Source organism: Streptomyces sp. NPDC023573 (assembly GCF_055559735.1).
Genome location: NZ_JBVHKB010000004.1, coordinates 534,324 through 559,382, shown reverse-complemented (window position 1 = coordinate 559,382; position 25,059 = coordinate 534,324). Strand labels below are relative to the sequence as shown.

At 69.8% G+C, this 25,059-nt stretch carries 35 protein-coding genes and 1 pseudogene; 29 read left to right on the top strand and 7 right to left on the bottom strand.

The window, feature by feature from the left end:
- The first annotated feature begins 13 nt into the window (after positions 1-13).
- A complete protein-coding gene (locus tag ACZ32T_RS16540; protein ID WP_467367496.1) occupies positions 14-2,551 on the top strand; it encodes a DEAD/DEAH box helicase in 2,538 nt (845 codons plus the stop codon).
- Here the strand turns inward: ACZ32T_RS16540 and ACZ32T_RS16535 are convergent.
- From ACZ32T_RS16535 to ACZ32T_RS16510, 6 genes and pseudogenes are all read right to left on the bottom strand, one after another.
- Positions 2,445-2,948, bottom strand: a complete 504-nt coding sequence (locus tag ACZ32T_RS16535; protein ID WP_467367494.1) for an Rv3654c family TadE-like protein — start codon at positions 2,946-2,948, stop codon at positions 2,445-2,447. The two genes, ACZ32T_RS16540 and ACZ32T_RS16535, sit on opposite strands and share 107 nt — an antisense overlap.
- 5 nt (positions 2,949-2,953) lie before the next feature.
- A complete protein-coding gene (locus tag ACZ32T_RS16530; protein WP_467367492.1) occupies positions 2,954-3,334 on the bottom strand; it encodes a TadE family type IV pilus minor pilin in 381 nt (126 codons plus the stop codon).
- A complete protein-coding gene (locus ACZ32T_RS16525; RefSeq protein ID WP_467269675.1) occupies positions 3,321-3,557 on the bottom strand; it encodes a DUF4244 domain-containing protein in 237 nt (78 codons plus the stop codon). The genes ACZ32T_RS16530 and ACZ32T_RS16525 overlap by 14 nt, the downstream gene beginning before the upstream one ends.
- Positions 3,558-3,682: 125 nt before the next feature.
- Complete coding sequence (locus ACZ32T_RS16520) at positions 3,683-4,483, bottom strand: type II secretion system F family protein (protein WP_467367600.1); 801 nt, start codon at positions 4,481-4,483, stop codon at positions 3,683-3,685.
- Positions 4,484-4,488: 5 nt separating this feature from the next.
- Positions 4,489-5,355 carry a type II secretion system F family protein gene (locus ACZ32T_RS16515; protein WP_467367490.1) on the bottom strand — a complete coding sequence of 289 codons (867 nt, stop codon included), beginning with the start codon at positions 5,353-5,355 and terminating at the stop codon, positions 4,489-4,491.
- Positions 5,352-5,924: pseudogene (locus ACZ32T_RS16510) on the bottom strand (ATPase, T2SS/T4P/T4SS family); the annotation flags it as partial. The pseudogene ACZ32T_RS16510 and the gene ACZ32T_RS16515, both read right to left, overlap by 4 nt.
- Positions 5,925-5,966: 42 nt before the next feature.
- Here ACZ32T_RS16510 and ACZ32T_RS16505 point away from each other — a divergent pair.
- Entirely contained in the window at positions 5,967-7,451 is a 1,485-nt protein-coding gene (locus ACZ32T_RS16505; RefSeq protein ID WP_467367488.1) for a recombinase family protein, read from the top strand.
- Positions 7,452-7,464: 13 nt separating this feature from the next.
- On the opposite strand, the gene ACZ32T_RS16500 is transcribed toward ACZ32T_RS16505, so the two are convergent.
- On the bottom strand, positions 7,465-8,589 hold the full coding sequence (locus ACZ32T_RS16500; RefSeq protein WP_467367486.1) for a helix-turn-helix domain-containing protein: 1,125 nt from the start codon (positions 8,587-8,589) through the stop codon (positions 7,465-7,467).
- Positions 8,590-8,786: 197 nt separating this feature from the next.
- Here ACZ32T_RS16500 and ACZ32T_RS16495 point away from each other — a divergent pair, with 197 nt between their 5' ends.
- From ACZ32T_RS16495 to ACZ32T_RS16365, 27 genes are all read left to right on the top strand, one after another.
- Entirely contained in the window at positions 8,787-9,074 is a 288-nt protein-coding gene (locus tag ACZ32T_RS16495) for a hypothetical protein (RefSeq protein ID WP_467367485.1), read from the top strand.
- A 23-nt stretch (positions 9,075-9,097) separates the two neighbouring features.
- Positions 9,098-9,427 (top strand): hypothetical protein, encoded by a 330-nt coding sequence (locus tag ACZ32T_RS16490; RefSeq protein ID WP_467367483.1) that lies wholly within the window; start codon positions 9,098-9,100, stop codon positions 9,425-9,427.
- Entirely contained in the window at positions 9,424-9,624 is a 201-nt protein-coding gene (locus ACZ32T_RS16485) for a hypothetical protein (RefSeq protein WP_467367482.1), read from the top strand. Before ACZ32T_RS16490 ends, ACZ32T_RS16485 begins: the two co-directional genes overlap by 4 nt.
- The gene (locus ACZ32T_RS16480) at positions 9,621-9,875 is read left to right on the top strand and encodes a hypothetical protein (RefSeq protein ID WP_467367480.1); all 255 of its coding nucleotides are present in this window, start codon (positions 9,621-9,623) and stop codon (positions 9,873-9,875) included. The genes ACZ32T_RS16485 and ACZ32T_RS16480 overlap by 4 nt, the downstream gene beginning before the upstream one ends.
- Before the next feature lie 77 nt (positions 9,876-9,952).
- Positions 9,953-10,561, top strand: a complete 609-nt coding sequence (locus ACZ32T_RS16475) for a bifunctional DNA primase/polymerase (protein WP_467367478.1) — start codon at positions 9,953-9,955, stop codon at positions 10,559-10,561.
- The gene (locus ACZ32T_RS16470; RefSeq protein ID WP_467367476.1) at positions 10,558-12,366 is read left to right on the top strand and encodes a hypothetical protein; all 1,809 of its coding nucleotides are present in this window, start codon (positions 10,558-10,560) and stop codon (positions 12,364-12,366) included. The genes ACZ32T_RS16475 and ACZ32T_RS16470 overlap by 4 nt, the downstream gene beginning before the upstream one ends.
- Positions 12,367-12,629: 263 nt before the next feature.
- Positions 12,630-12,839, top strand: coding sequence for a hypothetical protein (locus ACZ32T_RS16465; RefSeq protein ID WP_467367474.1), 210 nt, complete (start codon positions 12,630-12,632; stop codon positions 12,837-12,839).
- Positions 12,836-13,108, top strand: coding sequence for a hypothetical protein (locus ACZ32T_RS16460; protein WP_467367472.1), 273 nt, complete (start codon positions 12,836-12,838; stop codon positions 13,106-13,108). The genes ACZ32T_RS16465 and ACZ32T_RS16460 overlap by 4 nt, the downstream gene beginning before the upstream one ends.
- 98 nt (positions 13,109-13,206) lie before the next feature.
- On the top strand, positions 13,207-13,413 hold the full coding sequence (locus tag ACZ32T_RS16455; RefSeq protein WP_467367470.1) for a hypothetical protein: 207 nt from the start codon (positions 13,207-13,209) through the stop codon (positions 13,411-13,413).
- A gap of 66 nt (positions 13,414-13,479) precedes the next feature.
- On the top strand, positions 13,480-13,998 hold the full coding sequence (locus tag ACZ32T_RS16450; RefSeq protein ID WP_467367468.1) for a single-stranded DNA-binding protein: 519 nt from the start codon (positions 13,480-13,482) through the stop codon (positions 13,996-13,998).
- Between the two features lie 14 nt (positions 13,999-14,012).
- Positions 14,013-14,228 (top strand): hypothetical protein, encoded by a 216-nt coding sequence (locus tag ACZ32T_RS16445; RefSeq protein WP_467367466.1) that lies wholly within the window; start codon positions 14,013-14,015, stop codon positions 14,226-14,228.
- 374 nt (positions 14,229-14,602) lie between these two features.
- The gene (locus tag ACZ32T_RS16440) at positions 14,603-14,893 is read left to right on the top strand and encodes a hypothetical protein (RefSeq protein WP_467367463.1); all 291 of its coding nucleotides are present in this window, start codon (positions 14,603-14,605) and stop codon (positions 14,891-14,893) included.
- A complete protein-coding gene (locus ACZ32T_RS16435; protein WP_467367461.1) occupies positions 14,890-15,546 on the top strand; it encodes a hypothetical protein in 657 nt (218 codons plus the stop codon). Before ACZ32T_RS16440 ends, ACZ32T_RS16435 begins: the two co-directional genes overlap by 4 nt.
- A gap of 25 nt (positions 15,547-15,571) precedes the next feature.
- Positions 15,572-15,796 (top strand): hypothetical protein, encoded by a 225-nt coding sequence (locus ACZ32T_RS16430; RefSeq protein WP_467367459.1) that lies wholly within the window; start codon positions 15,572-15,574, stop codon positions 15,794-15,796.
- Between the two features lie 100 nt (positions 15,797-15,896).
- Entirely contained in the window at positions 15,897-16,373 is a 477-nt protein-coding gene (locus tag ACZ32T_RS16425; protein WP_467367457.1) for an RNA polymerase sigma factor, read from the top strand.
- Positions 16,370-16,624 (top strand): hypothetical protein, encoded by a 255-nt coding sequence (locus ACZ32T_RS16420; protein ID WP_467367455.1) that lies wholly within the window; start codon positions 16,370-16,372, stop codon positions 16,622-16,624. The genes ACZ32T_RS16425 and ACZ32T_RS16420 overlap by 4 nt, the downstream gene beginning before the upstream one ends.
- A complete protein-coding gene (locus ACZ32T_RS16415) occupies positions 16,621-16,995 on the top strand; it encodes a DUF6907 domain-containing protein (RefSeq protein ID WP_467367453.1) in 375 nt (124 codons plus the stop codon). Before ACZ32T_RS16420 ends, ACZ32T_RS16415 begins: the two co-directional genes overlap by 4 nt.
- Entirely contained in the window at positions 16,992-17,852 is an 861-nt protein-coding gene (locus tag ACZ32T_RS16410; RefSeq protein ID WP_467367451.1) for a hypothetical protein, read from the top strand. The genes ACZ32T_RS16415 and ACZ32T_RS16410 overlap by 4 nt, the downstream gene beginning before the upstream one ends.
- The gene (locus tag ACZ32T_RS16405) at positions 17,849-18,154 is read left to right on the top strand and encodes a hypothetical protein (protein ID WP_467367449.1); all 306 of its coding nucleotides are present in this window, start codon (positions 17,849-17,851) and stop codon (positions 18,152-18,154) included. Before ACZ32T_RS16410 ends, ACZ32T_RS16405 begins: the two co-directional genes overlap by 4 nt.
- Before the next feature lie 89 nt (positions 18,155-18,243).
- On the top strand, positions 18,244-18,546 hold the full coding sequence (locus ACZ32T_RS16400; RefSeq protein ID WP_467367447.1) for a hypothetical protein: 303 nt from the start codon (positions 18,244-18,246) through the stop codon (positions 18,544-18,546).
- Between the two features lie 49 nt (positions 18,547-18,595).
- Positions 18,596-18,922, top strand: coding sequence for a hypothetical protein (locus ACZ32T_RS16395; protein WP_467367445.1), 327 nt, complete (start codon positions 18,596-18,598; stop codon positions 18,920-18,922).
- Between the two features lie 86 nt (positions 18,923-19,008).
- Positions 19,009-21,132: a P-loop NTPase family protein gene (locus ACZ32T_RS16390; protein WP_467367443.1), complete on the top strand. Its 2,124-nt coding sequence runs from the start codon at positions 19,009-19,011 to the stop codon at positions 21,130-21,132.
- A gap of 190 nt (positions 21,133-21,322) precedes the next feature.
- Positions 21,323-21,505 (top strand): hypothetical protein, encoded by a 183-nt coding sequence (locus ACZ32T_RS16385; RefSeq protein ID WP_467367441.1) that lies wholly within the window; start codon positions 21,323-21,325, stop codon positions 21,503-21,505.
- 195 nt (positions 21,506-21,700) lie between these two features.
- Positions 21,701-22,096, top strand: coding sequence for a hypothetical protein (locus tag ACZ32T_RS16380; RefSeq protein ID WP_467367439.1), 396 nt, complete (start codon positions 21,701-21,703; stop codon positions 22,094-22,096).
- A gap of 68 nt (positions 22,097-22,164) precedes the next feature.
- On the top strand, positions 22,165-22,431 hold the full coding sequence (locus ACZ32T_RS16375) for a hypothetical protein (protein ID WP_467367437.1): 267 nt from the start codon (positions 22,165-22,167) through the stop codon (positions 22,429-22,431).
- Positions 22,432-22,945: 514 nt separating this feature from the next.
- The gene (locus ACZ32T_RS16370) at positions 22,946-23,416 is read left to right on the top strand and encodes a hypothetical protein (protein ID WP_467367435.1); all 471 of its coding nucleotides are present in this window, start codon (positions 22,946-22,948) and stop codon (positions 23,414-23,416) included.
- 43 nt (positions 23,417-23,459) lie between these two features.
- Positions 23,460-25,052 (top strand): hypothetical protein, encoded by a 1,593-nt coding sequence (locus ACZ32T_RS16365; RefSeq protein ID WP_467367433.1) that lies wholly within the window; start codon positions 23,460-23,462, stop codon positions 25,050-25,052.
- Positions 25,053-25,059 lie beyond the last annotated feature (7 nt).

Here is a 25,059-nt window from a genome sequence, read left to right as displayed (position 1 = left end):
ATCGCCAGCCGCGATGGCATTCAATCACTTACCAGCAGCCATGCACGACGCCTTGGGACCATTGTCCGTCACGCCAGTGACACACTCGGTGCCGATGGCCAAGAATCACCGCCCCAGTCGACCACCCGAGAACGCGGGCTCGCGCCCCTCTCCCGCGGTGGTTCTCGACCGGCTCGCCGCAACGGCGGGCCGGGCAACGCGCATCACTCATACGGAGCACTTGCCCCCGCGTGCGGGAACCCATGCGCTCTGGCCCGATCGCATCCGACCGGAAGTGGTCTCGGCAATCGGGCGGGCCGGGATCGACCATCCGTGGACGCATCAGGCCGCCGCGGCCGAGCACGCCCTGGACGGCGAGTCCGTGGTGATCGCCACCGGGACGGCGTCCGGCAAATCTCTCGCCTACCTCGCTCCGGTGCTGAGTACCCTCCTCGACGGCTCCCATGCCCCGAACGGCCGCGGCACCACCGCTCTCTACCTCGCCCCCACCAAGGCTCTGGCCGCCGACCAGCGCCGCGCGGTGAAGGCCCTCGCGGAACCCCTCGGCGCCGCGATCCGGCCGGCCGTCTACGACGGGGACACGCCGGTGGAAGAACGCGAATGGGTGCGCCAGTACGCCAATTACGTCCTGACGAACCCCGACATGCTGCACCGGGGCATCCTCCCGTCCCACCCCCGCTGGGCCTCCTTCCTCCGCTCCCTCCGCTTCGTCGTCATCGACGAGTGCCACACCTACCGCGGCGTCTTCGGCTCCCACGTCGCCCAGGTGCTCCGCCGTCTACGCCGTCTCTGCGCCCGCTACGGCTCAGAGCCCGTCTTCCTCCTCGCCTCCGCCACGGCCGCGCAGCCCTCGGTCGCCGCCGGCCGTCTCACGGGCCTGCCCGTCAAGGAGGTCGCCGACGACGCCTCGCCCCGGGGAGAGCTGGTCTTCGCCCTCTGGGAGCCTCCGCTGACCGAGCTGCACGGCGAGAAGGGTGCTCCCGTACGCCGCACCGCCACGGCCGAGACCGCCGACCTCCTCACCGACCTGACCCTCCAGGGCGTGCGCTCCGTCGCCTTCGTACGCTCCCGGCGCGGCGCCGAGCTCATCTCCCTCATCGCAAAGGAGCGGCTCGCCGAGGTGGACCGCTCGCTGCCCGGGCGCGTCGCCGCCTACCGCGGCGGTTACCTGCCCGAGGAACGCCGGGCCCTGGAACGAGCACTGCACTCGGGAGATCTGCTCGGCCTGGCCGCCACGACCGCCCTGGAGCTAGGCATCGACGTCTCGGGCCTGGACGCCGTGGTCATCGCCGGCTACCCGGGCACCCGCGCCTCCCTCTGGCAGCAGGCCGGTCGTGCCGGACGCTCGGGGCAGGGCGCTCTCGCCGTCCTCGTGGCCCGGGACGACCCGCTGGACACCTTCCTCGTCCATCATCCCGAGGCGTTGTTCCAGCAGCCCGTGGAGTCGACCGTCCTTGACCCCGACAACCCGTACGTCCTCGCTCCCCACCTCTGCGCCGCGGCCGCGGAACTCCCGCTCACGGAATCCGACATCGAGCTCTTCGGCCCCGCGGTGCCCGAGCTCCTGCCGCAGCTGGAGGCAGCGAAGCTGCTGCGCAGACGTACGACGGGCTGGCACTGGACCCGCCGTGAACGCGCCGCCGACCTCACCGACATCCGCGGCGGGGGCGGCCGTCCGGTCCAGATCGTCGAGGAGGGCACCGGCCGGCTGCTGGGCACCGTCGACGAATCAGCGGCGCACACCGCCGTCCACGAGGGTGCCGTCCATCTCCACCAGGGCCGGACATATCTCGTCCGCGCGCTGGACCTGGAGGATTCCGTGGCCCTGGTGGAGGAAGCCGTCCCTCCGTATTCGACCAACGCCCGGGACACGACCGCGATCGCCGTGCTGGAGACGGACACCGAGATCCCCTGGGGCGAGGGGCGCCTCTGCTTCGGCTCCGTCGAGGTGACCAATCAGGTCGTCTCCTTCCTGCGCCGCAAACTGATCACCGGGGAGGTCCTGGGCGAGACCAGACTCGACCTGCCGCCCCGTACCCTGCGCACCCGTGCCGTGTGGTGGACGGTCACCGAGGACCAGCTCGATGCCGCCCGGATCACCCCGGAGATCCTGGGAGGGGCCCTGCACGCCGCCGAACACGCCTCCATCGGGATGCTTCCGCTCTTCGCCACCTGCGACCGCTGGGACATCGGCGGTGTCTCCGTTCCGCTGCACCCGGACACGCTCCTTCCTACGGTGTTCGTCTATGACGGCCACCCGGGCGGTGCCGGCTTCGCGGAGCGCGCCTTCCACACAGCTCGTACGTGGCTCACGGCGACGCGCCAGGCCATCGCGTCCTGCGAGTGCGAGGCGGGCTGCCCGTCCTGCGTCCAGTCCCCCAAGTGCGGCAACGGCAACGAGCCACTGCACAAGCGAGGCGCCGTACGCCTCCTGACCGAACTGCTCAGAACCGCGCCGTCCGAGCCCGGGGAAGGCCTTCCGGCGGAGAACCCGACGGGTCCGCGGCCGGAGAGCCCGGAGGACCCGCGGCCGGAGAACGCCGCCGGATGAGGCCACGCGGGTGCCCCGGCTCCTCGGCGGACGACGGCGCCGGGCGCGGCGAGGGGCCCGGAGGGCCCGCCCTCGACCTGACCTCAGGTGCGTACGGGCCGAAGCGCGCCCGGACCGTCACGTCGGCGACCTCTCCCCGCACCGCACAGCGCACGATCTCCGCCCCTTGGGCCGAAGCCACCTCGCCGGCGGTTCCGCACGCCGTCCCCGCGCCCCGCAACGCCTGGTCGGCCGCGGCGAGCGCGGCCAGATCCGCCGCTCCGCCGGCCTTGTGACGGGCGGAGACGGCCTGGCCGAGAGCGAGCACCGCCGCGAACACCACGCAGAGCGACACGGTCACGACAGCCGTCCAAACCGTCGCCAGCCCCCTGTCCCGTGACCCGGGGCAGACCCTCATCCCTCTCACTGCTCCGCCCCCACCGTGTCCTCGGCCAAGGCGACCGCCTCGGCGCTCAGCGTCACGCCCAGTGGCCCGGGCCCCGGCGTCGGCGCCTCCACACGGACCCGCCACAGCCCCCCGGTCCGCTCCACCGCAACCTGAGCCCGGGCCGGCGCCGCCTCCTGAGCCGCGGACCGCACCGAGTCCTCCGGCTCCGACCGTGCCGCGGCCCGCGCTCCGGCACGCGCGGCGTCCACACAACGGATCTGGTCCGATGCGGCAACCAGTGCCCAGAGAAGGGCGAGGACGAAGGCCACCAGCACGGGGAGGACCATGGCCGCCTCTGCCGTCACCGCTCCCCGGTCGTCGCTCCGGCCTCTTCGCAGCTCCTCAGAATTTCGCATCGAGGGCGTCCTTGATCAGCGACTGCAAGGCCGACAGCACCGTCCCGCTGGTAACCACCTTGTAGAGCACCGCCGCGAACGCACAGGCGGCGATGGTCCCCACCGCGTACTCGGACGTCGTCATCCCCCTGTCACGGCCTCGGGCCCGGACACGCGTGCCGAACCTGGCCTCCCACTCACGACGCAGCGCACTCAGAGACCGCTCCACGGCCTTCCTGTTCATTTCGACCCCCATGTCCACGAATCACGTTGTCTCGTTCAGAACCTCGGTCCGGCACTTCGAGCAAGCCGGAGTCAGGCCTCCGCTCACGCTCGATGCCGGCATCCGGGAGATACGGCTTTTCCCACTCAGCCGCGGTGCAGCAGGCCGGCCGCCAGCCCGATCACCACCGGCGCCACACCGACGGCCAGAAAGGCGGGCAGGAAGCAGAGCCCCACCGGCGCGGTGATCAGCACACCGGCCCGCTGGGCACGCGCCACAGCCGCACTCGCCCGCTCGGCACGCATCTCATCGGCCAGCCTGGAAACCGGTCCCGCGGCCGGAGCCCCCGTCGACGCGGCGCGCTCAAGACAGCGGGCCAGTGGTGCGGCACCGGGCAGCTCCCCGAACCTGCCCCATGCCTCCGCGGGTTCACCGCCGAGCAGAATCTCGGCCGCTGTGCGAGCGAGCCGCTCCCCGACCGGCCCCCCGATGGATTCCCCGACCGCCTCCGCCGCTTCCCGTGGCCCGGCGCCTGCCGAGAGGCAGGACGCCAACAGATCCGCGGTGATCGGCAGCTGCCGGAAGACCAACGCAGCCTCCGCGTCCTTGCCGGCCCTGCGCCCCCTGGGAGAGCGCTGCCACCGCCGAACGCCGTACGCCGCCGCGAGACCGGCCCCGCTCCCAGCCACTCCTCCGACGAGGAACCAGACACCTGCCCATACGGCCAGGAACACCGTCCACCGCCGAGCACCGCTCCACCTGGGCGCCGGCAAGCCCATCCATCTCGGCCCCGGGCCACTCACGAAGCACCCGGCCAGCAGCGTCCCCCGTCTGCGTATCGCCCGATCATGCCGCCGGCCTGCGACTGCGAAGGCGAGATACGCGGTCGAGCCCAGCGCCGTCCCCACCGCCCCGGCCGCCACCAACGTGTCCCCCGCGCCGGGCACTCCGCTCACGCCGCCTCCCCCGTCCGCACGATCCGCGACGCCCAGAACAACCCCACCGCTTCCAGCAGCCCACCCGCCGCCAGGCAGACGAGTCCGGCCGGGCTGTGCAGCAGAACCTCCAGCGGATCCGCTCCGAGTGCCGCCCCCAGCCCCAAGCCCGCCACCGGCAGCAACGCCAGGACCACTACGGTCGACCAAGCGCCCGCCAGCTGTGCCCGCAGCTCCTCCCGCCGCCGTCTCTCACCCCGCAGTGCGCTCTCCAGGCGCGCCAGGCCGGCCGCGAGACCCGCGCCGCCGTCCACCGCAACGCGCCAGCAAGCGGCCATGCCCGCGAGCCCGCCGAGACCGGGCCCTGTCGCCGCTTGCCGCAGCGTCCCCGGCACATCGCCACCGAACCGCGCGGCGGCCAGCACGGCGGGCTCGGCGACGCCCAGTGCACCGGCGTTCCGCGCTGCGGCGAGCAGCGCCTGCCCGGGCTCGTGCCCGGCCCGCAACTCGCCGACCAGCGCCCCGCAGAGCGAGGTCACCGCGTCGGCCGCCTCCTCACGCTCACGCCGCCGTGCCCGACGAAGCAGCCAGCGCCGCACGAGCGGTACCGCCACAGCGCCCGCGAGCAGGGGGAGCACCGATTCACCCAGCACAGCGAGAAGGGCCGCTACAGGGGCACACAGCCATTCCCGCCGCCCGGAGAAGATCGCGCGGGCCGAGGCCCGCGCCGCCGGCCCCCACGGCTCCTCCCGCCGAGTTGTCAGCACCCGGGCGCGCCGCGCCCCTGGATCCCGGGCCACGGCCATAGCGCCCGCCAGGCCCGCACAGCCGGCCATGAACAACGCGGGCACCTGCGTCAGCGCGTCGGAACCCCCCGGGGTCATGGCTTGTCTCCGATCAGTGCCCCGAGCCTCTCCCAGCCCCGCTCAGGCTCGAACCCCTCGGCACCCCAGCGCAGCGCGGGCACAGTGACGACCAGGCCTGCGGAATCCCGTTCGAGCACATGCACTTCTGCCACACGCCGCCGCCCGCCTCTGTCGCGCACCAGATGAACGACCACGGACAGGGCTGCCGCCAACTGGCTGTGCAGTGCGGCACGGTCGAGGCCGGCAGCCGTCCCGAGTGCCTCCAGGCGCGCCGGAACGTGCTCGGCCGCATTGGCGTGCACCGTGCCGCAACCGCCTTCGTGCCCGGTGTTGAGCGCTGCCAGAAGCTCCGTCACCTCCGCGCCCCTGACCTCTCCCACCACCAGCCGGTCAGGACGCATACGCAATGCCTGGCGCACCAGGTCCCGCAGCGTCACCTGCCCTGCACCCTCCTGATTGGCGGGCCGTGACTCCAGCCGGACCACATGCGGGTGATCCGGGCGCAGTTCCGCCGAATCCTCGGCCAGCACGATGCGCTCCCGTTCACCGACCGCCCCCAGCAGGCTCGACAGCAGAGTCGTCTTCCCGAACCTGTGACAAAGCCACCCCTGGTGACGGACACTCGGCTCATGAAGAGCACCGCGGCAGACCCCGCCCACCGAACACGCGCAGTGATCTATTGCAGAATTTCGCAGGACCGCACCGGCGCCAACCTCGGCGTCGACCGACAGCGCGAAGACTGCCAGGCGCTCGCCGAACGCAACGGCTGGGACGTCGTCGAGGTGTACGTCGACAACGACGTCTCCGCGTTCTCCGGGAAGCTCCGCAAGGACTACCGGCGGATGCTCGCCGACCTCGAGCTGGGCACCGCCACGATCGTGATCGCCTGGCACACCGACCGACTGCACCGCTCCCCCACCGAGCTGGAGGAGTACATCGACCTATCCGAGCGGCGCGGCGTGTCCACGCACACCTGCCAAGCCGGATCAATCGACCTCTCGTCACCGTCCGGCCGGATGACCGCGCGGATCCTCGGAGCCGTCGCCCGCCAGGAGTCCGAGCACAAGGGCCACCGTGTCGCCGCCGCGCGCCGGCAGAAGGCCAAGGCCGGACAGTGGTCCGGCGGCCTTCGCCCATTCGGGTGGGGCGTGCCCACCGGCGAGACACGGAAGAAGACCGTGAAGGGCACCGACGAGGAGATCGATGTGCCCGTCCTCGACATGAACAAGCTGGTCCCCGAGGAGGCCGCGGCCCTCGAAGCCGGCACGGATCAGATCCTGTCCGGCGGGTCGGTCCGGGGCTGGGTGAGGTGGCTGGCCGACAAGGGGCTGAAGTCGACGACGGGCAAGGCGATCGACCACCAGTCGGCGCGCGACATGCTGCTGCGCCCGAGGAACGCCGGAATCGCGGTCTACAGGGGCGAGGAGATCGGACGCGGACTCTGGGAGCCCGCCGTCGACGAGCCGCGCTTCAGGGCTGTTGTGGCGATCCTGACGAACCCGTCCCGCGTGACAACGCTGGGCCCGACACCGAAGTGGTTCGGGTCGCTGATCTACGAATGCGGGCGCCCGGGCTGCACGGCGAACGTCACATGCACCCGAACGGGTGGCGGAAACCACCCCTCGTACCGGTGCGACGCCCAGCACGGTGGCGGCCGGAAGGCCGAGACCCTCGACCGGTACATCGAAGACCTCCTCGTCGAGCGCCTGTCAGGCGACGACGCGGGCGAGCTCCTCGCCCCGGCCGCGGACGGAGTCGACGTCGCGGCCCTGCAGTTGGAGAGCGAGCAGATCCGGCGGCGGCTCACCGACCTGGCGGGGATGTTCGGTTTCGGGCAGATCACCATGGCCCAGTTCACCGAAGGCACGGACACGGCGCGCGCCCAGCTCGAAGGCGTCACCGCCCAGCTGGCCCGGGCCGCGGCCAAGGATCCACTCGTCGGCCTGGTCGGCGTGCCCGATGTACGCAAGGCGTGGGACGCACTCGACCTCGACCGCCGGCGCACCGTCCTGCGGTCCCTGCTCCGGGTGATCCTGCACAAGCCCCGCCCCGGCCGCATGCCCGATGGCGGGTACTTCGACTACGAAGCCATCGAGACACGGTGGAAGCGGTGAACCGATCACGCCGTCACTGAGGTGCGTCAGCATCACTGTCATCGTCTAGTTCCGATCGGTGAACCAGCCGCATGCCCTTTCGCTCAAGTACTCGAGAGAGCGCTTCGGCAATCTCCTCTGCGGCCACCTGGTTATAAGCCTCTCTTGGCAGGGACCAACCGGAAACGGGAGCGATGACGTCTGCCTCAGAGGCAGGGTCCACCGGCGGCGCCACGGCAGACTCGCCTCTCTGCTCAATCTCCTCGCTGAGACGCACGTCCTGAAGCGCTTGTCCCTCCGTGGACGCAGTAAAATCTTCCGGCTTCTCCCGCATGTCTTCAAGGGCAGGAGAATGGGGGTCCAGGTGCAGGAGTTCACGGGGAAGCAAAGGGAGAGCCAAACCCCGAGACCTCAGCTGCTCTCTGTAGGTGGAAACCGCATGCTCCGAGGTCACCACGGCTTGCTCGGCGTGCACCATTCGCTCTCGCGCATATTCGTATTGGGTTCTCGCAGCCTCAGCAACCTGCTCCTGGGACGCTTTTTGTTCCGCGAGGCGGGAGCGCCGCGCCGAAAGATGGTCAGAGTCAGTAGCTGACTCGATCCCGCCGATCTCCCTCTGGACCGCCTCGTCAAGCTCCGTACTCACATTTGCCCGACGCTGGTCAGCCTGCCGATACTCGTCGGCAGCAAGTGCCGCAACTCTCCTGGCATGCTTACGCGCCCGCATCGCCTGCCGCAGTTTGCGCACCTGATCCTGATGCAGCCGAACAATTCCCAGCGGCGTTTCGAAGAAATCGCCAGAGGCACCCTCAGTAAAAAAGGTTCGTCCCGACAACCAGTCGACAGCTGAAGCGGGTTCCTGGTACCCCCCTGGCAACACCTCGCATTGCGTTTGATACCCCACGGGAAACAGCAGAACCCCAGGAGGAACGTCCAACGCGTGAGCGAGGACGAGAACCTCGGCAACCGTCACGGTCGTCCGCCGGCCGCTTTCCATATTCGCGAGCACTGAGCGCTGAATCGGCATCCCGATCCGGGCACACCGATCCGACAGTTGTTGAGCGCTTAGACCTTGCGCCTGCCGGTGCCGCCGCACCTCGCCCGCGATCGACAAGGCCAGCTTCGCCGACCACTCGGGCACCTCTGCTTCTTGTGTCATGACGGCGAGACTCCCACGGGTTATGTGTGCGGACCAACTGGCACCGGATGGGCCAGGACGGACGTTGTGTCACGGCGAAGACAGTCCCACGACTTCTGTGTCTGCACAAGACAACACGGCTTGACATCGGATGCACGCCCGGCTCACACTCGGGTCACTTCCTCAGGAAGCAACTTCCGCAAGGAGTGTCACGAATCATGACAACGGCAACGAGTCGAAGGACTCTCACCCGCAGCGAGCTGCTCGCCCTGCCCGCCGCCGTAGACATCGAGACGGCGGCACGAGCGTTCGGACTCGGCCGCACCACCGCATACGCCCTCGCAAAAGCTGGCGACTTCCCGTGCCAGGTCATCCGCGCGGGCCGCTCCTATCGGGCAGTTACCGCAGACCTGCTTCGGGTCCTCCACATCGCACCCGAAAGCAGCGAAGCCGCCGCAGCTGTAACTGCGACGGCTTCCGACGAGCACCACACCCACACCGCGTGAACAGCACGAAAGCGAGGCACTCAATGACGAGTGTAGAGACCGCCAGCCCCCGCGTCACCGCCGAGGAGCTCTTCACCACGCCCCTCACCGAGCTGCTCACCCAGCTCGACGCCGAGATAGGCGACGCGAGCATCGCCGACCCGAACTTCTACGGCGGGGTCATCGTCCGCACCGGACACCCGATCCTCCTGCTGATGCCCACCGGCCGGCCCGACTTCGAGCGGGACGCCACCGCCCGAAAGCTCCTCGCCGACGCCATCGGCCTCGACCTCCCCCCGCTCCCCGGCTCGCTCGAAACGCTCGTCCTGTCGGACTTCACCGACAAGGCCAACCGAGCGGCGGCCCGCCCGTGACCGACCAGACCACAACCGCGGCAGCTGGGGACAACGACGTCCCCGGCCGCCCGGCCGGAGCCGACCACGGTGACGCCGCCTACTGGGCGCGCATCCACCGCATCGTCGCCACGGCGCCCCCCTTCTCCGAGCAGCAGAAGAACGTCATCAGGGCCGCGTTCCACGTGCCCTCACAGCCGAAGGAGCAGGCGGCATGACCGAGCGCCCTGGCCAGTGGCCCGTCGACGGGCCCGTCGACCTTGACGCAGTCGAAGGCGACGGCCAGGGCGCCCAGCACCTGGCGCTCACCGCCGAGCAGGCCCGCTTCCACGTCACGCTCGGCGCGATCCGCGCCGACCTCGAGGCCCAGCCCAGCGAGGTCTGCCTCCGGGCCGCCGCGCGCCGCTGGCAGCAGGCCATCACCCAGCTCGCCGACGAGCTCGGCCAGCAGCTGAAGAACACCGGGTGACCAGCCGGCCGGGCTGCAGCCATAGCGGCCCTGCCCTCACGGACACCCCACCCCAGCTCGCAGAAGAGAGCCCGTTCGTGAACGACGGTACGAAGATCCCGAAGAACCACCGCGACGCAGCCCTGGCCTACGCCGCGCTCGGCATCAAGGTCTTCAGGGTCCGCCGCAGCAAGGCGCCCTACGCCAACTGCCCCCGCTGTGACAAGCAGAGCAGCCTGTACGTGCAGCACCGCCCTGACGAGTGCCAGTGCGGAGTGCCCACCTGTCACGGCTTCTGGGCAGCCACCACCGACCCCGCCCTTATCCACAAGTGGTGGACGGAAGAGCCCGACGCCAACATCGGGGCGCCCTGCAAGCTAAACGGCTGGGCCGTCCTCGACATCGACCCCCGCCACGGCGGCCACATGGCGCTCTCCGTTCTGGAGCAGCGCATCGGCTGCCTGCCCGGTGCCGTCATGCAGCTCACTGGTGGCGGCGGTCTGCACATGCTGTACAGCAGCCCGGCTGTATCCCTGCCTGGAACGCTCGGCCCCGGCCTCGACGTCAAGCACAACGGGTACATCCTGCTCGCGCCGTCCGTACACGGCAGCGGGCTGAAGTACCGGTGGTCCGGGCACGGCCGGTTCCTGCAGCCTGGCGTCACGTGGCCGGCCGCGCTCACGCCCATGGCTCGGGCGGCAGCATGACTACCTCCGAAGCGATCCACCAGGGGGTGGACGCGGCTCTCGCCAAGCTCAACAGGAACGTCCCAGTCCAGACGCACCGGTCTTACACGGTCAGGTCTGACCGGCATGACGCGTACACCCGCAAGGCTCTGCAGGCGGAATGCGATGCCATCTCCGGCGCACCCAACGGCGACCAGAACAACATCATCAACGCCGCCGCGTTCAGCGTCGGCACCCTGGTCGGCGCAGGCGCACTGAGCGAGTCCGAAGCGCGCGGGGACCTGCTCGCCGCCGCTCACGCCGGTGGCCACCCCGACGGGCGCGCTCGAGCGACCATCGAGTCCGGACTCGCGGCCGGGATGTCGCAGCCCCGGCACCCCTGGCCGCCGGTCTCCAGCACCGACGACCGAGGAACCCGACGGGATTTCCCCATCCCCCCGCCTCCCGACTTCGAGGAGGAAGACCCGGCCCCGGATGAAGAAGCCAGCGCCCCGCGGGTTATCCCCGGGCTCTTGCCCTCCAGCTTTTACGCCGCCCGTCCTGAGCTCCAGCAGATCAGGCAGGCCGCTCACTCTCGGAACCGGTCAGGTGACGTCGCCTTCTACTCCACTCTCGCCCGTCTCTCCGGCATGATCCCGCACCACATCCGCGCAGACACCGGCGTCGCCGACTACGTCTCCCTCAATCTCTTCGTCGCCCTGGTCGGCCCGTCTGGATCCGGTAAGTCGACCGGGGTGCGAGTCAGTAACAGGCTGCTGGAAGCACCGCCCGAGATGGACTTCCGCGACGGTCTTCCCATCGGCTCCGGTGAGGGCATGGCCGAGGTGTTCATGGGCAGCAAGGACGAACCCACCGGGGAGATCATCAAGGGCGGGCCGAAGAAGGGCGACCCCGTCACGATCAGCGTGCGAACGCAGGTCCGGCACAACGCGTTCTTCTACATCGACGAAGGCGCATCCCTCACCCGGCTGATGAACGAACGCTCCGGGTCCACGCTCGGCGAGACACTCCGCAGCGCCGCCGTCGGCCAGACCCTCGGCCAAACCAACGCCAGCAAGGACAACTCTCGCTACATCCCAGGCGGGTCCTACAGCATGGGCCTCCTCGTGGGGTTCCAGCCCGAAACGGCCGCGCCCCTCTTCGAAGACACCGCCGAAGGCACTCCCCAGCGCTTTCTCTGGGGCACGGTCACCGACCCGTCCATCCCGGACGAAGTGGTCCCCATGCCCGGCGAACTCACCGCGTGGCGCAGAGCTCTGACCATCACCACCGAAACGCACATCACGTTCGACAAGAGCATCACCACCGAGCTCCGTCGCGTCGACCTGGCCAACGCCCGCGGGGAGACGGCAGGTGAAGGTGTAAAGCCCCTCGACTCCCACGCACCCGTCATGAAGATCAAAGTGTCCTCGCTCCTGGCGATTCTCGCCGGCCGGTTGCACGTCACCGTTGCGGACTGGGAGTTGGCCGAGACCGTGTGGGCCGCGTCGTGTGCCGCGCGGGACTGGGTCATCGCGTACAGCGAGCGGCAGCGCCGGGCCGAGGCGGAGAAGCGCACCGTCGCCCGCATCTCTGAGGAGCTGCGCCTCGAGCAGGCGAAGGCCATGGCTGAGAACGAGCGGGCGGACAAGGCCGTGGACCGACTCGCCACGCGCCTTGCTGGGGTCGTGCACCAGGCAAACGGTGCGACTCGAAAGGAACTTCGAGCGAAGGTCGCCGGCCGCGACAAGAAGCACGTCAGCAACGCGCTGGAGCTTGCCGTCCTGCGCGGCTGGATCGAGGAGAACGCGGGCCAGCTCGTCCCCGGCAGGTCCCGCCCCACGTGACGCCCAGGGGGGGACAGGGGGGACGCGTGTCCCCCCTCCCCCGGGGGGTCGGACGCAACATTCATTACCCACCCTAATGGTCACACCTTCAACCAAGCTCCTGACCTGCGCTTATAAGAGAAGAGAAGAACTTTCTTTGATTTACGTAGCGCGCGAGCTGGCAGGGCTGAGCCCGCTTGTCCCCCCTGTCCCCCCGTCCCCCCCTGTCCCCCCTCCGGGGACATGTCCCCCCTCCGACCCCAGGAGGGATGAATGGAGAGCGGATGAACGTCGACGACGTCGTGGCTGAACAGATCGCCGCCGCCCGCGCCCGCATCCAAGCGGCGAAGCGTCGGCGCGAAGAACTGTCCGCCGCCCGCAAGCGCGGGCTCACCGCCCGGCACGCCGCCAAGCTCCGCAACCAGGCTTTCGCCCGCACGACGGACGGAACCGTGGCAGAGACGGCCACGGACGACACCGAGGAGAACTCATGAACATCGCGCCCGGCAACATCGTCAACATGGCCTCCGCCGCCCCCGGTTGGACCATCACCTTCCACCACGGCGCGGACAACCAGATCACCTGCCCGGTCATCGGATGGGCCACCGTCGTCCACGCCCGCGACACCGAAGGCTCTGCCTTCACAAGCGTGGAACCGGTCTTCGTCTACCTCGACACGGTCTGGACCCACGCCGAACTCCGGGAGCACGACCACGAGGTGAGTGCCCGCGTGATCAACGCCCCCTCCGCCGCCCTCGTCTGACGGGGACAACACCGGTCGGGCCCGCTGGAACCGGGCCCGACCACCCGCCCAGCATCCCCGTTTTTCAGATGGAAAGCCTCACCCCGAAGGAGCTCCCTGTGAACGAGCAGCTCGACAACTTCTCCGCTGCCCAGTGGAAGAGCATGGCCGCCAACCTCGGCGTCGACCTTCAGGTCACCACCGACGCGTTCGGCCGGCCCGACGTCCGCCTCGACCGCAAGGCCATGACCGCGTTCCGCGACGGCGCCCTTGCCCACGGCTTCCCCGACATCGCCGCCGTCTTCAGCAAGGCCCTCGCCAGCTGACCGTGAGCAAAGCCACAGGTCAGCCTGCTTACGCGATCACGTAATCCCCGCCCGAAGGAGATCCTCATGTCCGGAGAGACCGTCATCACCGTCGTCGGCAACCTCGTCGACGACCCCGAGCTGCGCTACACCCCGGCCGGCGCCGCCGTCGCCAAGTTCCGGGTCGCATCCACCCCCCGCGTCTTCGACCGGCAGACCAACGAGTGGAAGGACGGCGACGGCCTCTTCCTCACCTGCTCCGTGTGGCGGCAGGCCGCCGAGAACGCGGCCGAGACCCTGACCCGCGGCATGCGCGTCATCGTCCAGGGCCAGCTGAAGCAGCGGTCCTACGAGGACCGCGACCAGGTGAAGCGCACCGTGTACGAGCTCGACGTGTACGAGGTCGGGCCCAGCTTGGCCCGCGCCTCGGCGAAGGTCACGAAGAACCCGGCCGGTGGGCAGGCAACCGTGGTGCAGAGGACCACGGTTGGCGCCCCGACCGCACAGCAGCAGCCCCCGCAGCAGGCCGGCGGCTGGGGCGGCCAGCCCGCGCCCGCTGCTGCCACACCGGCGGCAGCCGGCTACTCGGACGAGCCCCCCTTCTAGATCGGAGACCAGTGATGAGTAACGAGATGGCGTGGCTGCTGCACGGGATCCTCCTCGGCATGATGCTGGCGGCCATGATCCGGCTGGTCGCGGACGCCGTGACCGTGCAGCGCGCCGCGGCCGCCGCGCACACCGCGGCGAACCGGGCCCTGAAGCAGGCGCGCGGCGACCAGTTCATGAACGGGTTCCGCCTCTACCGGCTGGCCCAGCGACGGGAGGAGCGGGCGTGAACCACGACGACGAGAAGGGGTACGCGTCAGTCCCGACCCCTGGCGACCCACTTGCTTCCTCGAAGGAAGTAAGTGAGGGGTACACGTCAGCGTGTACCCCTGGCGACTATGACCCGGAGGGTGTGCAGTTCGCGGTGATCCCTGACGGGTACGTGATGGTGCACCTGCCGGAGATCACCTACCTGGACACGCAGCAGTGGGCGGTCGACATCGGGCTTACCCCCGAGCGCCTCGTCCAGCTGCGCGACGCGATCGACAGCCACCTGCGTGGGGCAGCAGACCACGCAGGTCCGGCAAACCGTGGCGATAGCGCAACGGTTGCGGCCCCTTTCTGGGGGGCCGCAAGCGACAGCCCTCCTTCGGGGAGGCCAGTTGTGACCGTTACGGTCACGGTTGCCCTGCGGGAGCGCCTGCGCCTGGCGCTGCGTCGCCACATCGACCCGGACGACGACACCATGCCCGCCCTCTGTCGCGTCGACGGCTTCGTCTGGGTCGACACGGACTGCGTCCTCGACGACCTGATCAAGGCGGTTGAGATGCCGCCCGTGAAGTACCCCATCACCAGCCACGCCTACCAGGGTGAACGGTTCCTCCACCCGTGCACCGCCACCGGCTACGGCTCCATGTGCGGGGCCACCGAGTACGACCACCAGGAGCAGCCGTGAACCTGTGCCTGCTGTGCGACGAGCACGACGCCATGGGCGGCTACCTCTGCCCGGGCTGCACGAAGGCGACCGTCGTGCGACTGGAGTGCCTGCCCGGCCTGTACGACGGGCTGCTGCCCTTCCTCACCCCGACCACTGCCGTCGGGCAGGGCCGGACCGGGAAGGGCGGCCCCGCCCCGCTCCCGGTCGTCGAGGACGTCCTCGACCTGCGAGGCCAGATGGTCGGCACCCTCGAAGACTGGCTGTCCGCCGTCCGCCAGGAGCGCGGGATGCGCGGGCCACGGCCGGGCGGGGTCGACGGGCGCCTGGCCGCTGCCGTGTCCGGGCTGCTGCGCAACATGCCGTGGATCGCGGTGTCCTGGTCGCAGGCCGGCACGTTCGCCGAGGAGATCCGGGACCTGGCCCGGTCGGTGTCGTCGATCATCGCCCCGCCCCCGCCCCCGCCTCGTCGAGGAACACGGGTGGGAAACTGCCCGGCAGTTGACGTGTCCGGCGTGCTGTGCGGCGCGGTGCTGTGGCTGGCGCCCAGGGAGAAGGCGGTGCGCTGCGAGTGGTGCGGCCATCAGTACCCGCCCGTCGTGTGGCCGCAGCTGAAGACGTGGATGACCGAGGACGCGCGGGCCAGTAATGCCGCGCAGACCTTGCGCGTCTAACCCAGGGTTGGATAGAGTGCTTCTTGTGAACGCGATCCCCTGGCGGGACCGGGTCCGAGGGGAAGACGCGCTGGTGGAACAGCTCCAACTCCTCGTATCCGAGTCCGCCAAACGAAGAGCGCTCGCCCTGCTCGACGGCGTCGCCGAGCTCGGAACCGTGGCCGACGTGGCCAAGGAACTGGAAAAGAGCTGGAACGCCATCGACAAGGCGATCAAGAAGAACGGGCCCAAGGGCACGACAACCACATAGAAGCGGGGCCGGACGACAGCTCTCGGGTGGTGGAACACCCGAGGCGCGCGCGTCGCCCGACCCCTTCACCGCCCACCTTGATCTCAGCAAGGAGACGGCTATGGCTAACTCTGCCATGCCCGCGGCCACCACCGCGACGACCCCCGCGCAGCAGCTCAACGAGCGCTTCGCCACCATCTACGCCACCCACCTGCCGCGCATCACCGCCCTCGTCGGCAGCCGCATCATCAACGCCGAGGACAAGCACCTCACCGACGACCTCACCGCCGAAGCCTTCACCCAGGTCTGGCTCCACCTCCACAAGTGCGAGGCCACCACCGACGCCAAGGTCTTCAGCTGGGTCGCCACCATCGCCCGCCGCACCGTCGCCGGCCACTTCCGCACCAAGAAGAACCTCATGGAGCGGCCCGCCGACCTCGGCAGCTGGCAGTACGCCAACCGCCCCCTCGACCAGGCCGGCGCCTACTACACCCCCGCGTCCACCGGCTTCCGTACCGCGGCCATCGGCAACGGCGACTCCGACCCGGACATGGGCGAGGCCCTGCGCCGCGCCCGCCAGGGCGGCGGCAACCGATGAACGACATGCGCCTCCTCCTCGAAGCCGTCCTCGAAGCGATCGACTTCCCGCACCACCCGGCGACCACGGCCGACCCCGCGGCGTGCTGGTCCCTCATGGAGCGGCGAGCCAGCCTCGCCGTCGTCATCGCCCGCGCCTCGCTGGCCGAGAACCCGAACGATGTCGGATGGGACGCCGACTACCTCCGAGCGAGGCTGGCCGAGCTCCCCATCCCCGGCCGCGTCGACCAGGACGCGGAGGCAGGCCGATGACCGGGCCCCGCACGATCACCATCCCGACCGCCGACCACGGCGACGTCCAGGTCACCGAACCCGACTGGTGCACCGCCGACCACGCCTACGAGCAGTACCGCGAGGACATCGAGCACTCCGGGGCCGTCACCCACCTCGTCATCCCCACCGAGTGCCACGGCCTGGTCCGCACCCTGCCCGTCGGCTTCGTGTGGCGGCCGTTCAGCCCGACCGACACCCTCATCAACGCGGCGATCGAGGTGGGCGACTGGCACGAGTTCGACCCCGCCGGCCTCGACCGTGCCGCCGCCGCCCTCATCGAGCACGCCGTGACGCTCCGCGTCTACGCCCGCGAGCTGTCCACCCTCCGCGCCAAGGGGGCAGGCCGATGAAGAAGGACCCGCTCCTGTGGGGCGCCCTGATCGCCGTCCTCGTCGTACTCGCCTCGGCCGAGTACGACCTGGCCCGCGCCTGCGGCTTCGGCACCTACGTCGCCGCCGGCGTGCCCGGCGCCCTCGACATCTACGCGGTCAAGGCGCTGCGGGCCAAGCGGGATGTCACCGCCGCGGTCGTCGCCCTGATCCTCGTGAACGCCGCCTCGCACCTGGTGAGCTCCAACATCCTGCCGGTGAAGTGGCCCCTGGTCGTCGCCGTGTCCGCGATCGCCCCGCTCGTCCTGTGGCGCGTCCACCGGCTCAGTGAGGCACCGACCGTGACCGAGACGGTCACGGTTGCCGAGCCGGAGCCGACCGCGCTCATGGCGACCGAGGTCGCCGACCACCCCGTCGAGCCGCCCGCACCCCAACGGTACGGCGACCCGGTGGTCATCCGCCCAGCACCCGAGGTGGTACCCGCCGGGGTCGACCTCCTCCCGATCGTCGCCTCCGGCGTGACCACCGAGGTGACCATCGAACGGGTCACCGAAGAGCCCGCCCAGGTGGTCACCAGGCCCGCGATCGAGACCGACTGGAAGATGCTCGACTGGTCATCCCTCGACACCACCGATGACCACCACCGCCCCGCCGAACTGACCGGCAGTCTGGCCGCCGCAGAGCCCCGACAGGTGGTCACCGTCCCGGTTACCATCACCCCCGCTGAACTGCGGCGACAGGCCCGCAAGCTCAACCGGGAGCTGGTCACCACCACGAACAAGCCGGTGACCATCGAGAGGCTCCGCGAGGAGTACGGGCTGTCCCGCCGCGAAGCCACCGAGCTCCGCCGCGACATCGTCGGAAGCGGGCGGTCATGAGCGACCTGAACAAGGCGTCGCAGGACGCCATCGACGCGGCGGCGAACAGCGAGCAGGTCGCCCTCGTCCTCGCCGTCCTGCAGGCCCAGCAGATCACCCAGGCACAGCAGACCCCGGCACCGCCGGCGCCCGTGGTCCAGCAGTCCGGCGGCGCGGCCAAGTGGATCGGGATCGGGCTCGGCGGGTCCGCTCTCCTCCTCGCCGTGGCCGTGTCCGCGGTCGCCGTCGCCATCAGCGGCGTCGCCCTCACGGTGTGCGTCCTGATCCTCCGCAGCGTGTGGCAGGACATCCGCAAGGACTGACAGCTGCCCGCGGCGCCCGGAGTGAGACCGGGCGCCAAGGGGAGCCGGAACAGCCCGGCGTCCACCACCACCGACGACAAGGACCCGCCATGACCACCCTGCTGGACCGACTTTTCCACCGCCCGACCGCCGACTTGGAGAGCCCGATGCACCCCGAGCCCACCGCGGCCGACACGTCCACCTCCACCCCTCTCATGCGATTCCTCACCCAAGGCGGCGCTGAGGTTCACGTCACCGGCTCCGGTAGCTACGGCGCGAAGGACCACCGCTGGACGTGCCTCGGTTGCGGCGACCACAGCAACCGGGACTTCGGCTCCTGGGACTGGCAGGCCCGTAAGGAAGCCAACGGTCACGCCACCACGTGCCGGGCCATGCCCAACCCGACCGCCTAACCCGGCCCGCCCTGTCGTCCCCAGCCCTCACCACCAGGAAGGACACCCCATGTACAGCTACACCAAGGCCGAGTCCCGCGAGCGTGGCCGCCTCTTCCGTAAGGGCTTCCACCAGTCCATCGGCAACAACCTCGACCCCGCCGTGACCCGCCGCATGCACGAGATCGACGCCGTGGCCGCCGACCGAGGCGCCCGGGAACTCGCCGCCCTGCGGAACAAGACCGAGGCCGACCGCCAGGCCGTCGCCGACGCCAAGGCCGCCGTCCGCACCAGCAAATGGGGGCCCGAGCGGGCCGCCGCCAAGGACGTCCTGCGGGCCGCCGAGAAGCAGCTCCGCAGGTCCGAGAGCGTCCTGCACCGCGCAGAACAGTCCTAGCTCCACCACGGGGCGGCCGCCATCCGCCAAGACAACCGGCCGCCCCGTGCCCCTGACCAGCCAACAGACCAGCAGGAGCCCCCATCATGACCGAGACGGACGCCCGCCCCATCAACGGGCACACCCTCACCAAGCTCCACCCGATCCCGCCCGAGCTCCTCGACAAGACGGCCCCGTCGGCCGAACCCGCCGCCGTACCGCAGCAGAAGCCCCGCCTACACGTCCGTACCGGCCGAGCCGTCAAGGCCATCACCGACCACGACCGCACCCGCACCCTCGGCCACCTGGCCGTCCGCCACACCGGATACCTCGTCGGCGGGACCCGCATCGTCACCCGCCGGGCGTGGGACGGGCGCAGCGCCGCCCGGTACGAGCGCATGATCCGCGCCGCCGAAGCCGCCGGGAACCTCGAGGAAGCGAAGGAGTGGGAAGAGCGCGGCGCCCAGTTCCGGGCCGCCCGCCACCGCCGCCGCATGGAGCTCCTCACCTCCCCGCAGCAGCTGGCGAAGAGCGCCGTGTCCGGCACCGCAGTCGGCGCCGGCCTGCTGCTCGGCACCGGTGTCGCCATGGCCGTGGCCAACGGAGACATCGGGGACGTCCTCACGCCCACCCTGGCCCTAGTCGACGCCATCCGGTGGGCCGTCGTCATCGGCACCGTCGTCTGGGGCGTCGCCTCGATGCTCCTCCCGTGGGCGGCCCTCGGTGCCCTGTGGGCCGTCGGGCGGAACCAGCACACCGCCCCCGACTGGGCGCTGCCCGCCAAGGACCGCAACGGAAACGGCGAGGCCATCACCCCCTCGATCGTCGTCACCGCCATGCGCGACCTCGGTGTCGCATCCCTGAAGAAGTCCATCAAGGAGATGGGCGACGTCGGCGCGCAGATGCTGAGCCCCATCGTGATCGCCGGATGCGGTGTCGAAGTCGACGTCCACCTGCCGTCCGGGGTGTCGACCGAGGAGATCCAGAACCGGCGCCGGAAGCTCGCCGAGAACCTCAACCGGCACGAGCACGAGGTGTTCATCACCATCCCCCCGTCCCCGCGGACCGTGCGCCTGTGGATCGCCGACAGCGGGGCCCTGGACGAGCCGATCGGCCCGTCCCCCCTGGTCACCGACCTCGACGTCACCGCCAACTACAAGACTGGGCGCGCCCCCTGGGGCCAGGACCTGCGAGGCGACGCCGCCCTGATCAGCCTGTTCCAGCGGATGCTTCTCATCACCGGCCTGTCCAACCAGGGCAAGACCGCCTCGCTGCGAGCCCTGGCCCTGTGGCTGGCGTTCGACCCGACGGTGAAGTTCCGCATCGGTGACCTCAAGGGCATGGGCGACTGGGGCATGTTCGAAGGCCTGGCCGAGGTCCTGATCCAGGGGCCGACTGACGAGCACGTCATGGACGTCACGGAGATGGCCGAGGAAGCCGTCCGCGAGATGAACCGGCGCCTCCTCGACCCGTCCTCCCCGCACCCGCCGCTCGTCGTCATCATCGACGAGGCGCAGGTCGCCTACGGGTCCGCGGCCGTCGACGAGAGCAAGATCCCGTATGGCGGGTCGAAGAACACGTCTCGGTACTTCCGGGCCATCAAGGCCATCCATGACCAGGGCAGGGCCGTCAACGTCACCACCTGGGAAGGCACCCAGGACCCGACGAACGAGAACCTGCCCAAGCGGTCCCGTGAGGGCAACCACATCCGGGCGGCCCTCGTCCTGGGCACCGAGTCGCAGGCCCGCATGGCGATCGGCGACTCGGCCATCGACGGCGGCGCGGCACCCCACAAGCTGCGGCAGGGCCTCGACAAGGGCACCGTCGTCGTCGCCGGTGACGGCATCCAGCTGTCCGCCGGCCAGACGTCCGTGACCGTGCGCACCCACTACATCGACGAGGACCAGGCGAAGGAGATCGCCGGGCGGGCCAAGGCACGTCGAGCCGCCGTCACCACCCGGGGGACGGCGGAAGCGCCGGCCGAGCCCATCGACCACCTGGCCGACATCATCAAGGTCCTCGGCGACGAGCCGCGCATGCGGACCCAGGAGGTTCTGCAGGGCCTGGCCGAGCTCAACCCGGCGGCATACAAGGCCTGGACGTTCGCGGACCTCAAGTCCTACCTGGAGCCGCTGGGGGCCGAGCCGTACAAGACCGACGGCAAGATGCACGTCAGCACCGAGCGCCTCATCGCGGCTGTCCTGAAGCGCTCCGACGACGAGAACGAGTAGAGGGAGGCCGCCGGGAGGCAGGGAGTTCTCCCTACCAGGCTCCCTCACCCCCGAAACCGCCCTTGATCAGCGGAAACGTGATCTTAGGGAGGCAGGGAGCCCACGCCCCAGCACCACCGAGAAGGCCCCTGGACGCCCGTCCAGGGGCCTTCCTCGTCCCTCCCTGCACGCAAGGCGGCACACTGGTCCCATGCAGCCTGAGCCGCTCCTCGTCGACCTGTACGCCGCCGCCGCAGCCACCGGCATCAAGCCCGGAACACTCCGCGTCCGCCTCCACCGCGGAACACTCACCCACCACGGCCACGACCGCGCCGGCCGCACCCTCATCGACCTGAACGAACTCCCCGCCCCCGCCCTCGTCAACGCCGCTTGACCAGCATCGTTCACGGGTGTAACACTCAAGGGGCGTCCGGCGTGCCCACATACCGCCGACCACAACTCGCGATGAAGGCCCCGACTAACCCCCCGGTCGGGGCCTTTGCCGTGTCACAGGACAGCCACCCCACCTTCACTCCGCCTCCACATGTGGCAGCGTGGCCCCCTTCACCACTCAGTCCCAGGGGGGACCATGCGCACCCGCATCACAGCCGCCGCGCTCACCGCGGCCACACTCCTGCTCAGCCTCACCGCGTGCGACAGCGACGACCAGGAGGCCAAGAACGTGGACACGCCTGCGTACAAGGTCGTCAAGCAGGACGACAGCGGCAACAAGCGCGACATCGTCGTGGAAGTCGATCACACCACCAACCTGCGGGCCGTGTTCGACGACGTCACCAGCAAGCTGACCGACGAGGCCGGCTACTACGTGATGATCAACTGCTCCACCGGTGGCACCGCCAAGGCCGACAACCGCCTTGCCAATGGCCAGCACGCCATCGGCAGCCTGGGAGCAGCCACCACCGGCCTCGAAGAAGGCGCGAGCGAGTTCAGCACCAACGAGGGCCGCACCTGCCCCAAGCCCTGACCTCACACACCACCCCAGGCCCGGCCGTGCACACCGCACCGCCGGGCCTCGGCACGCCAGGAGGCGCCGTGCCCGTCTACCCGAACCGCGACCGCACGCTGCGACACATCAAGCGCACCCAGGCCGCATACCTGTACGGACGCTTCCCTCAGCGCCACGTCCTCGGCATGCCGTGCTGCAGCACCGGCTTCCTTACCCGAGGCAACGAGCACACCGAGAGCTGCCAGGCGAACATGGAACGCCTCCAAGGAGCCATCGTGCAGATGCACGGCAGGTTGCAGCTGGCGCACCAGGGCGCTGGCTTCCGCCAGGTGATACGCCCCGCCCATGCGTAAGGCCATGCAGGTCTGCCCGACGCCAGGCTGCCCGACCCTCACCCCCCAGGGTCGATGCCCCCCATGCCAGACCAAGGCCACCCAGGACAGACCAGCCCACCGCAACGCAGGACGAGGGACACGCTGGCGCAACGCCAGCACCGCATACCTACGCGACCACCCGTACTGCGAATGCGACGAGTGCTCGCCCCTCCTCCCCCTGCAGCGCGACCTGGCAACCGAGGTCGACCACATCGACGGCCTCGGCCCCCTCGGACCCCGCGGCTTCGACCCGACGAACTGGCAAGCCATGTCCAAGAGGCATCACAGCCGCAAGACCGCACGCGAGACCTTCGGACACTGATCCAGCCTCGTCACGCTGAGCGACCTGACCCAGGGGGGTACCCCCAAGGCCCTAGGGGACGGCAGACGCGGGGGAGGGCGCTCGGGGGTCAGTCAGGTCAGAGGGTCCCCCGCTGTCACGCAAGGTGACGGCATCGGTGCTGCGCAACGCAGCGTTGAAGGAGTGATCGACATGCCCCGTGGTGGACATGCTGCGTCGGGCCCGGCTCCGGATCCGAACGCGCTGCGGCGCGGACGCAAGACGGACGCGGCTGGGTGGCGGACGCTGCCGGCCGAGGGCCGTGCTGGTGAGCCACCCGAGTGGCCGCTGACCGAACCGACGGACCGGGAGTGGAACATCTGGGGCGACCTGTGGGAGAAGCCGCAGGCCCTGATGTGGGAGGAGCTTGGCCAAGTCCTGGAGGTGGCGCTGTTCGCGCGGACTCTCGCCGAGGCGGAGAAGCCGGACGCCCGGGTCGACGTGAAGAAGATGGTGCGCGGCTACCTCGACAGCATGGGCCTGAGCGTGGCGGGGATGCTCCGCAACCGGTGGCGTATCTCGCCGGCTGCCGAGGAGGCCGACGCCGAGGTTCTGGCGATGGCGTCACGGCGCCCTTCTGCCCGTGACCGGATCAAGGTCGTGCCCAGTGGCGAAGGGTCCTGACGCCGGGCCCGAGTTCGTCGTCGACTTCCCCACGCTCTTCGTGGTGGTGGACTGGATCGAAGCTCACTGCCCTGTTCCGGACGGGTTCCGTGCGGGCCAGGACATGGAGCTGTACCCGTGGCAGCTGTGGTGCACGCTGAACCACTACCAGGTGAAGCCGGGCGTGAGCCCGTACCGGGACAACGGTGAGCGGCGCTTGTCGACCGCGTTCCGCTACCGACGTTCGCAGGTGGTGGCCCCGCAGAAGACCGGCAAAGGGCCGTGGTCTGCGACGGTGGTCCTGGCCGAGGCTGCCGGGCCGGTCGTGTTCGACGGATGGGCTAAGGGCGGCGAGCGCTACCGGTGCTCTGACCATGGTTGCGGCTGCGGCTGGTGGTACGTATACGAGTCTGGGGAGCCGATGGGTGTCCCTTGGCCGACCCCGCTGATTCAGCTGATGGCCACGTCTGAGGCCCAGGTCGACAACGTGTACCGGCCGCTTCGGCAGATGGTGAAGCGTGGCCCGCTGTCCGAGGTGATGCGCCCGGGCGAGGAGTTCACCCGGGTCGGCGACGACGGGAAGATCGAGACGGTCACCTCGTCGGCGTTGTCCCGCCTCGGTAACCCCATCGTGTTCGCCATGCAGGACGAGTCCGGTCTGTACACCGCGGCGAACAAGCTGCGGAAGGCAGGCGAGACCCAGCGCCGCGGCGCCGCCGGCATGGGCGGCCGGTCGATGGAGACGACGAACGGGTGGGATCCGTCGGAAGGCTCGGTCGCACAGACCACCCATGAGTCGAAGTCGCGGGACATTTTCAAGTACCACCCGGAGGCGCCGAAGACGTTGTCCTACGCGAACAAGCGGGAGCGCCGGAGGATCCACGCCGTGGTCTATGCGGGGTCCTCCCACGTAGACCTGGACGGCATCGAGGCGGAAGCCTCCGAGCTGATGGAGAAGGACCCGGCGCAGGCCGAGCGGTTCTTCGGGAACCGGTGTGTGTCCGGCTCGGCAACATGGCTGGACGTAGCGAAGTGGGCAGCGAAGGCCAAGCCCCGGCGAGTAAAGCCCATGACCCGCATTGTGCTGGGCTTCGACGGTTCCGAGGTCGATGACTGGACGGGCATTCGCGCAGAGACGATGGACGGCTACCAGTTCACCCCGGTCTACGGGCCGAACGACGAGCCGACCATCTGGAACCCGGCGGACTACGGCGGCCAGGTGCCGGCGGCTGAGGTCCATGCGGCGATGTCGCAGCTGATGGCCCGGTACGACGTGGTCCGCCTGTACGCAGATCCTCCGTACTGGAAAACGGAGGTCGACGAATGGGCCGACCTGTACGGCGAGGAACGAGTAATCCGCTGGTTCACGAGCCGCCCAATTCAGATGCACTCAGCCTGCGAGCGGCTGAAGACGGACGTGGTGAGGGCGGCCAGCGGGAGCGTCACATTCACGCACGACGATTGCCCGATTACCGCGGACCACATCGCCAACACCCGCGCGGCCGCGCGCCCGATGAATCGGTACGTCCTGAAGAAGGCCAGCGACCACCAGAAGATCGACGTCACCGTCTCCAGCATCCTCGCCCACGAGGCGCTGGGTGACGTCATTCGGGCAGGCCTGGCCGAGAAGACCCAGTCCTACTACTACGGCAGTTGAGAGGGGG

What these genes read in the sequence shown, in the direction of transcription:
- ACZ32T_RS16390 (WP_467367443.1), top strand. Translation starts at nt 19,009, where the DNA reads ATGACCGAGACGGACGCCCGCCCCATCAACGGGCACACCCTCACCAAG.
- ACZ32T_RS16425 (WP_467367457.1), top strand. Translation starts at nt 15,897, where the DNA reads ATGGCTAACTCTGCCATGCCCGCGGCCACCACCGCGACGACCCCCGCG.
- ACZ32T_RS16525 (WP_467269675.1), bottom strand. Translation starts at nt 3,557, where the DNA reads ATGAACAGGAAGGCCGTGGAGCGGTCTCTGAGTGCGCTGCGTCGTGAG.
- ACZ32T_RS16465 (WP_467367474.1), top strand. Translation starts at nt 12,630, where the DNA reads ATGAACGTCGACGACGTCGTGGCTGAACAGATCGCCGCCGCCCGCGCC.
- ACZ32T_RS16415 (WP_467367453.1), top strand. Translation starts at nt 16,621, where the DNA reads ATGACCGGGCCCCGCACGATCACCATCCCGACCGCCGACCACGGCGAC.
- ACZ32T_RS16410 (WP_467367451.1), top strand. Translation starts at nt 16,992, where the DNA reads ATGAAGAAGGACCCGCTCCTGTGGGGCGCCCTGATCGCCGTCCTCGTC.
- ACZ32T_RS16470 (WP_467367476.1), top strand. Translation starts at nt 10,558, where the DNA reads ATGACTACCTCCGAAGCGATCCACCAGGGGGTGGACGCGGCTCTCGCC.
- ACZ32T_RS16370 (WP_467367435.1), top strand. Translation starts at nt 22,946, where the DNA reads ATGCCCCGTGGTGGACATGCTGCGTCGGGCCCGGCTCCGGATCCGAAC.
- ACZ32T_RS16530 (WP_467367492.1), bottom strand. Translation starts at nt 3,334, where the DNA reads ATGCGAAATTCTGAGGAGCTGCGAAGAGGCCGGAGCGACGACCGGGGA.
- ACZ32T_RS16400 (WP_467367447.1), top strand. Translation starts at nt 18,244, where the DNA reads ATGACCACCCTGCTGGACCGACTTTTCCACCGCCCGACCGCCGACTTG.
- ACZ32T_RS16495 (WP_467367485.1), top strand. Translation starts at nt 8,787, where the DNA reads ATGACAACGGCAACGAGTCGAAGGACTCTCACCCGCAGCGAGCTGCTC.
- ACZ32T_RS16500 (WP_467367486.1), bottom strand. Translation starts at nt 8,589, where the DNA reads ATGACACAAGAAGCAGAGGTGCCCGAGTGGTCGGCGAAGCTGGCCTTG.
- ACZ32T_RS16420 (WP_467367455.1), top strand. Translation starts at nt 16,370, where the DNA reads ATGAACGACATGCGCCTCCTCCTCGAAGCCGTCCTCGAAGCGATCGAC.
- ACZ32T_RS16505 (WP_467367488.1), top strand. Translation starts at nt 5,967, where the DNA reads ATGAAGAGCACCGCGGCAGACCCCGCCCACCGAACACGCGCAGTGATC.
- ACZ32T_RS16490 (WP_467367483.1), top strand. Translation starts at nt 9,098, where the DNA reads ATGACGAGTGTAGAGACCGCCAGCCCCCGCGTCACCGCCGAGGAGCTC.
- ACZ32T_RS16540 (WP_467367496.1), top strand. Translation starts at nt 14, where the DNA reads ATGGCATTCAATCACTTACCAGCAGCCATGCACGACGCCTTGGGACCA.
- ACZ32T_RS16460 (WP_467367472.1), top strand. Translation starts at nt 12,836, where the DNA reads ATGAACATCGCGCCCGGCAACATCGTCAACATGGCCTCCGCCGCCCCC.
- ACZ32T_RS16515 (WP_467367490.1), bottom strand. Translation starts at nt 5,355, where the DNA reads ATGACCCCGGGGGGTTCCGACGCGCTGACGCAGGTGCCCGCGTTGTTC.
- ACZ32T_RS16480 (WP_467367480.1), top strand. Translation starts at nt 9,621, where the DNA reads ATGACCGAGCGCCCTGGCCAGTGGCCCGTCGACGGGCCCGTCGACCTT.
- ACZ32T_RS16535 (WP_467367494.1), bottom strand. Translation starts at nt 2,948, where the DNA reads ATGAGGGTCTGCCCCGGGTCACGGGACAGGGGGCTGGCGACGGTTTGG.
- ACZ32T_RS16380 (WP_467367439.1), top strand. Translation starts at nt 21,701, where the DNA reads ATGCGCACCCGCATCACAGCCGCCGCGCTCACCGCGGCCACACTCCTG.
- ACZ32T_RS16405 (WP_467367449.1), top strand. Translation starts at nt 17,849, where the DNA reads ATGAGCGACCTGAACAAGGCGTCGCAGGACGCCATCGACGCGGCGGCG.
- ACZ32T_RS16395 (WP_467367445.1), top strand. Translation starts at nt 18,596, where the DNA reads ATGTACAGCTACACCAAGGCCGAGTCCCGCGAGCGTGGCCGCCTCTTC.
- ACZ32T_RS16450 (WP_467367468.1), top strand. Translation starts at nt 13,480, where the DNA reads ATGTCCGGAGAGACCGTCATCACCGTCGTCGGCAACCTCGTCGACGAC.
- ACZ32T_RS16385 (WP_467367441.1), top strand. Translation starts at nt 21,323, where the DNA reads ATGCAGCCTGAGCCGCTCCTCGTCGACCTGTACGCCGCCGCCGCAGCC.
- ACZ32T_RS16445 (WP_467367466.1), top strand. Translation starts at nt 14,013, where the DNA reads ATGAGTAACGAGATGGCGTGGCTGCTGCACGGGATCCTCCTCGGCATG.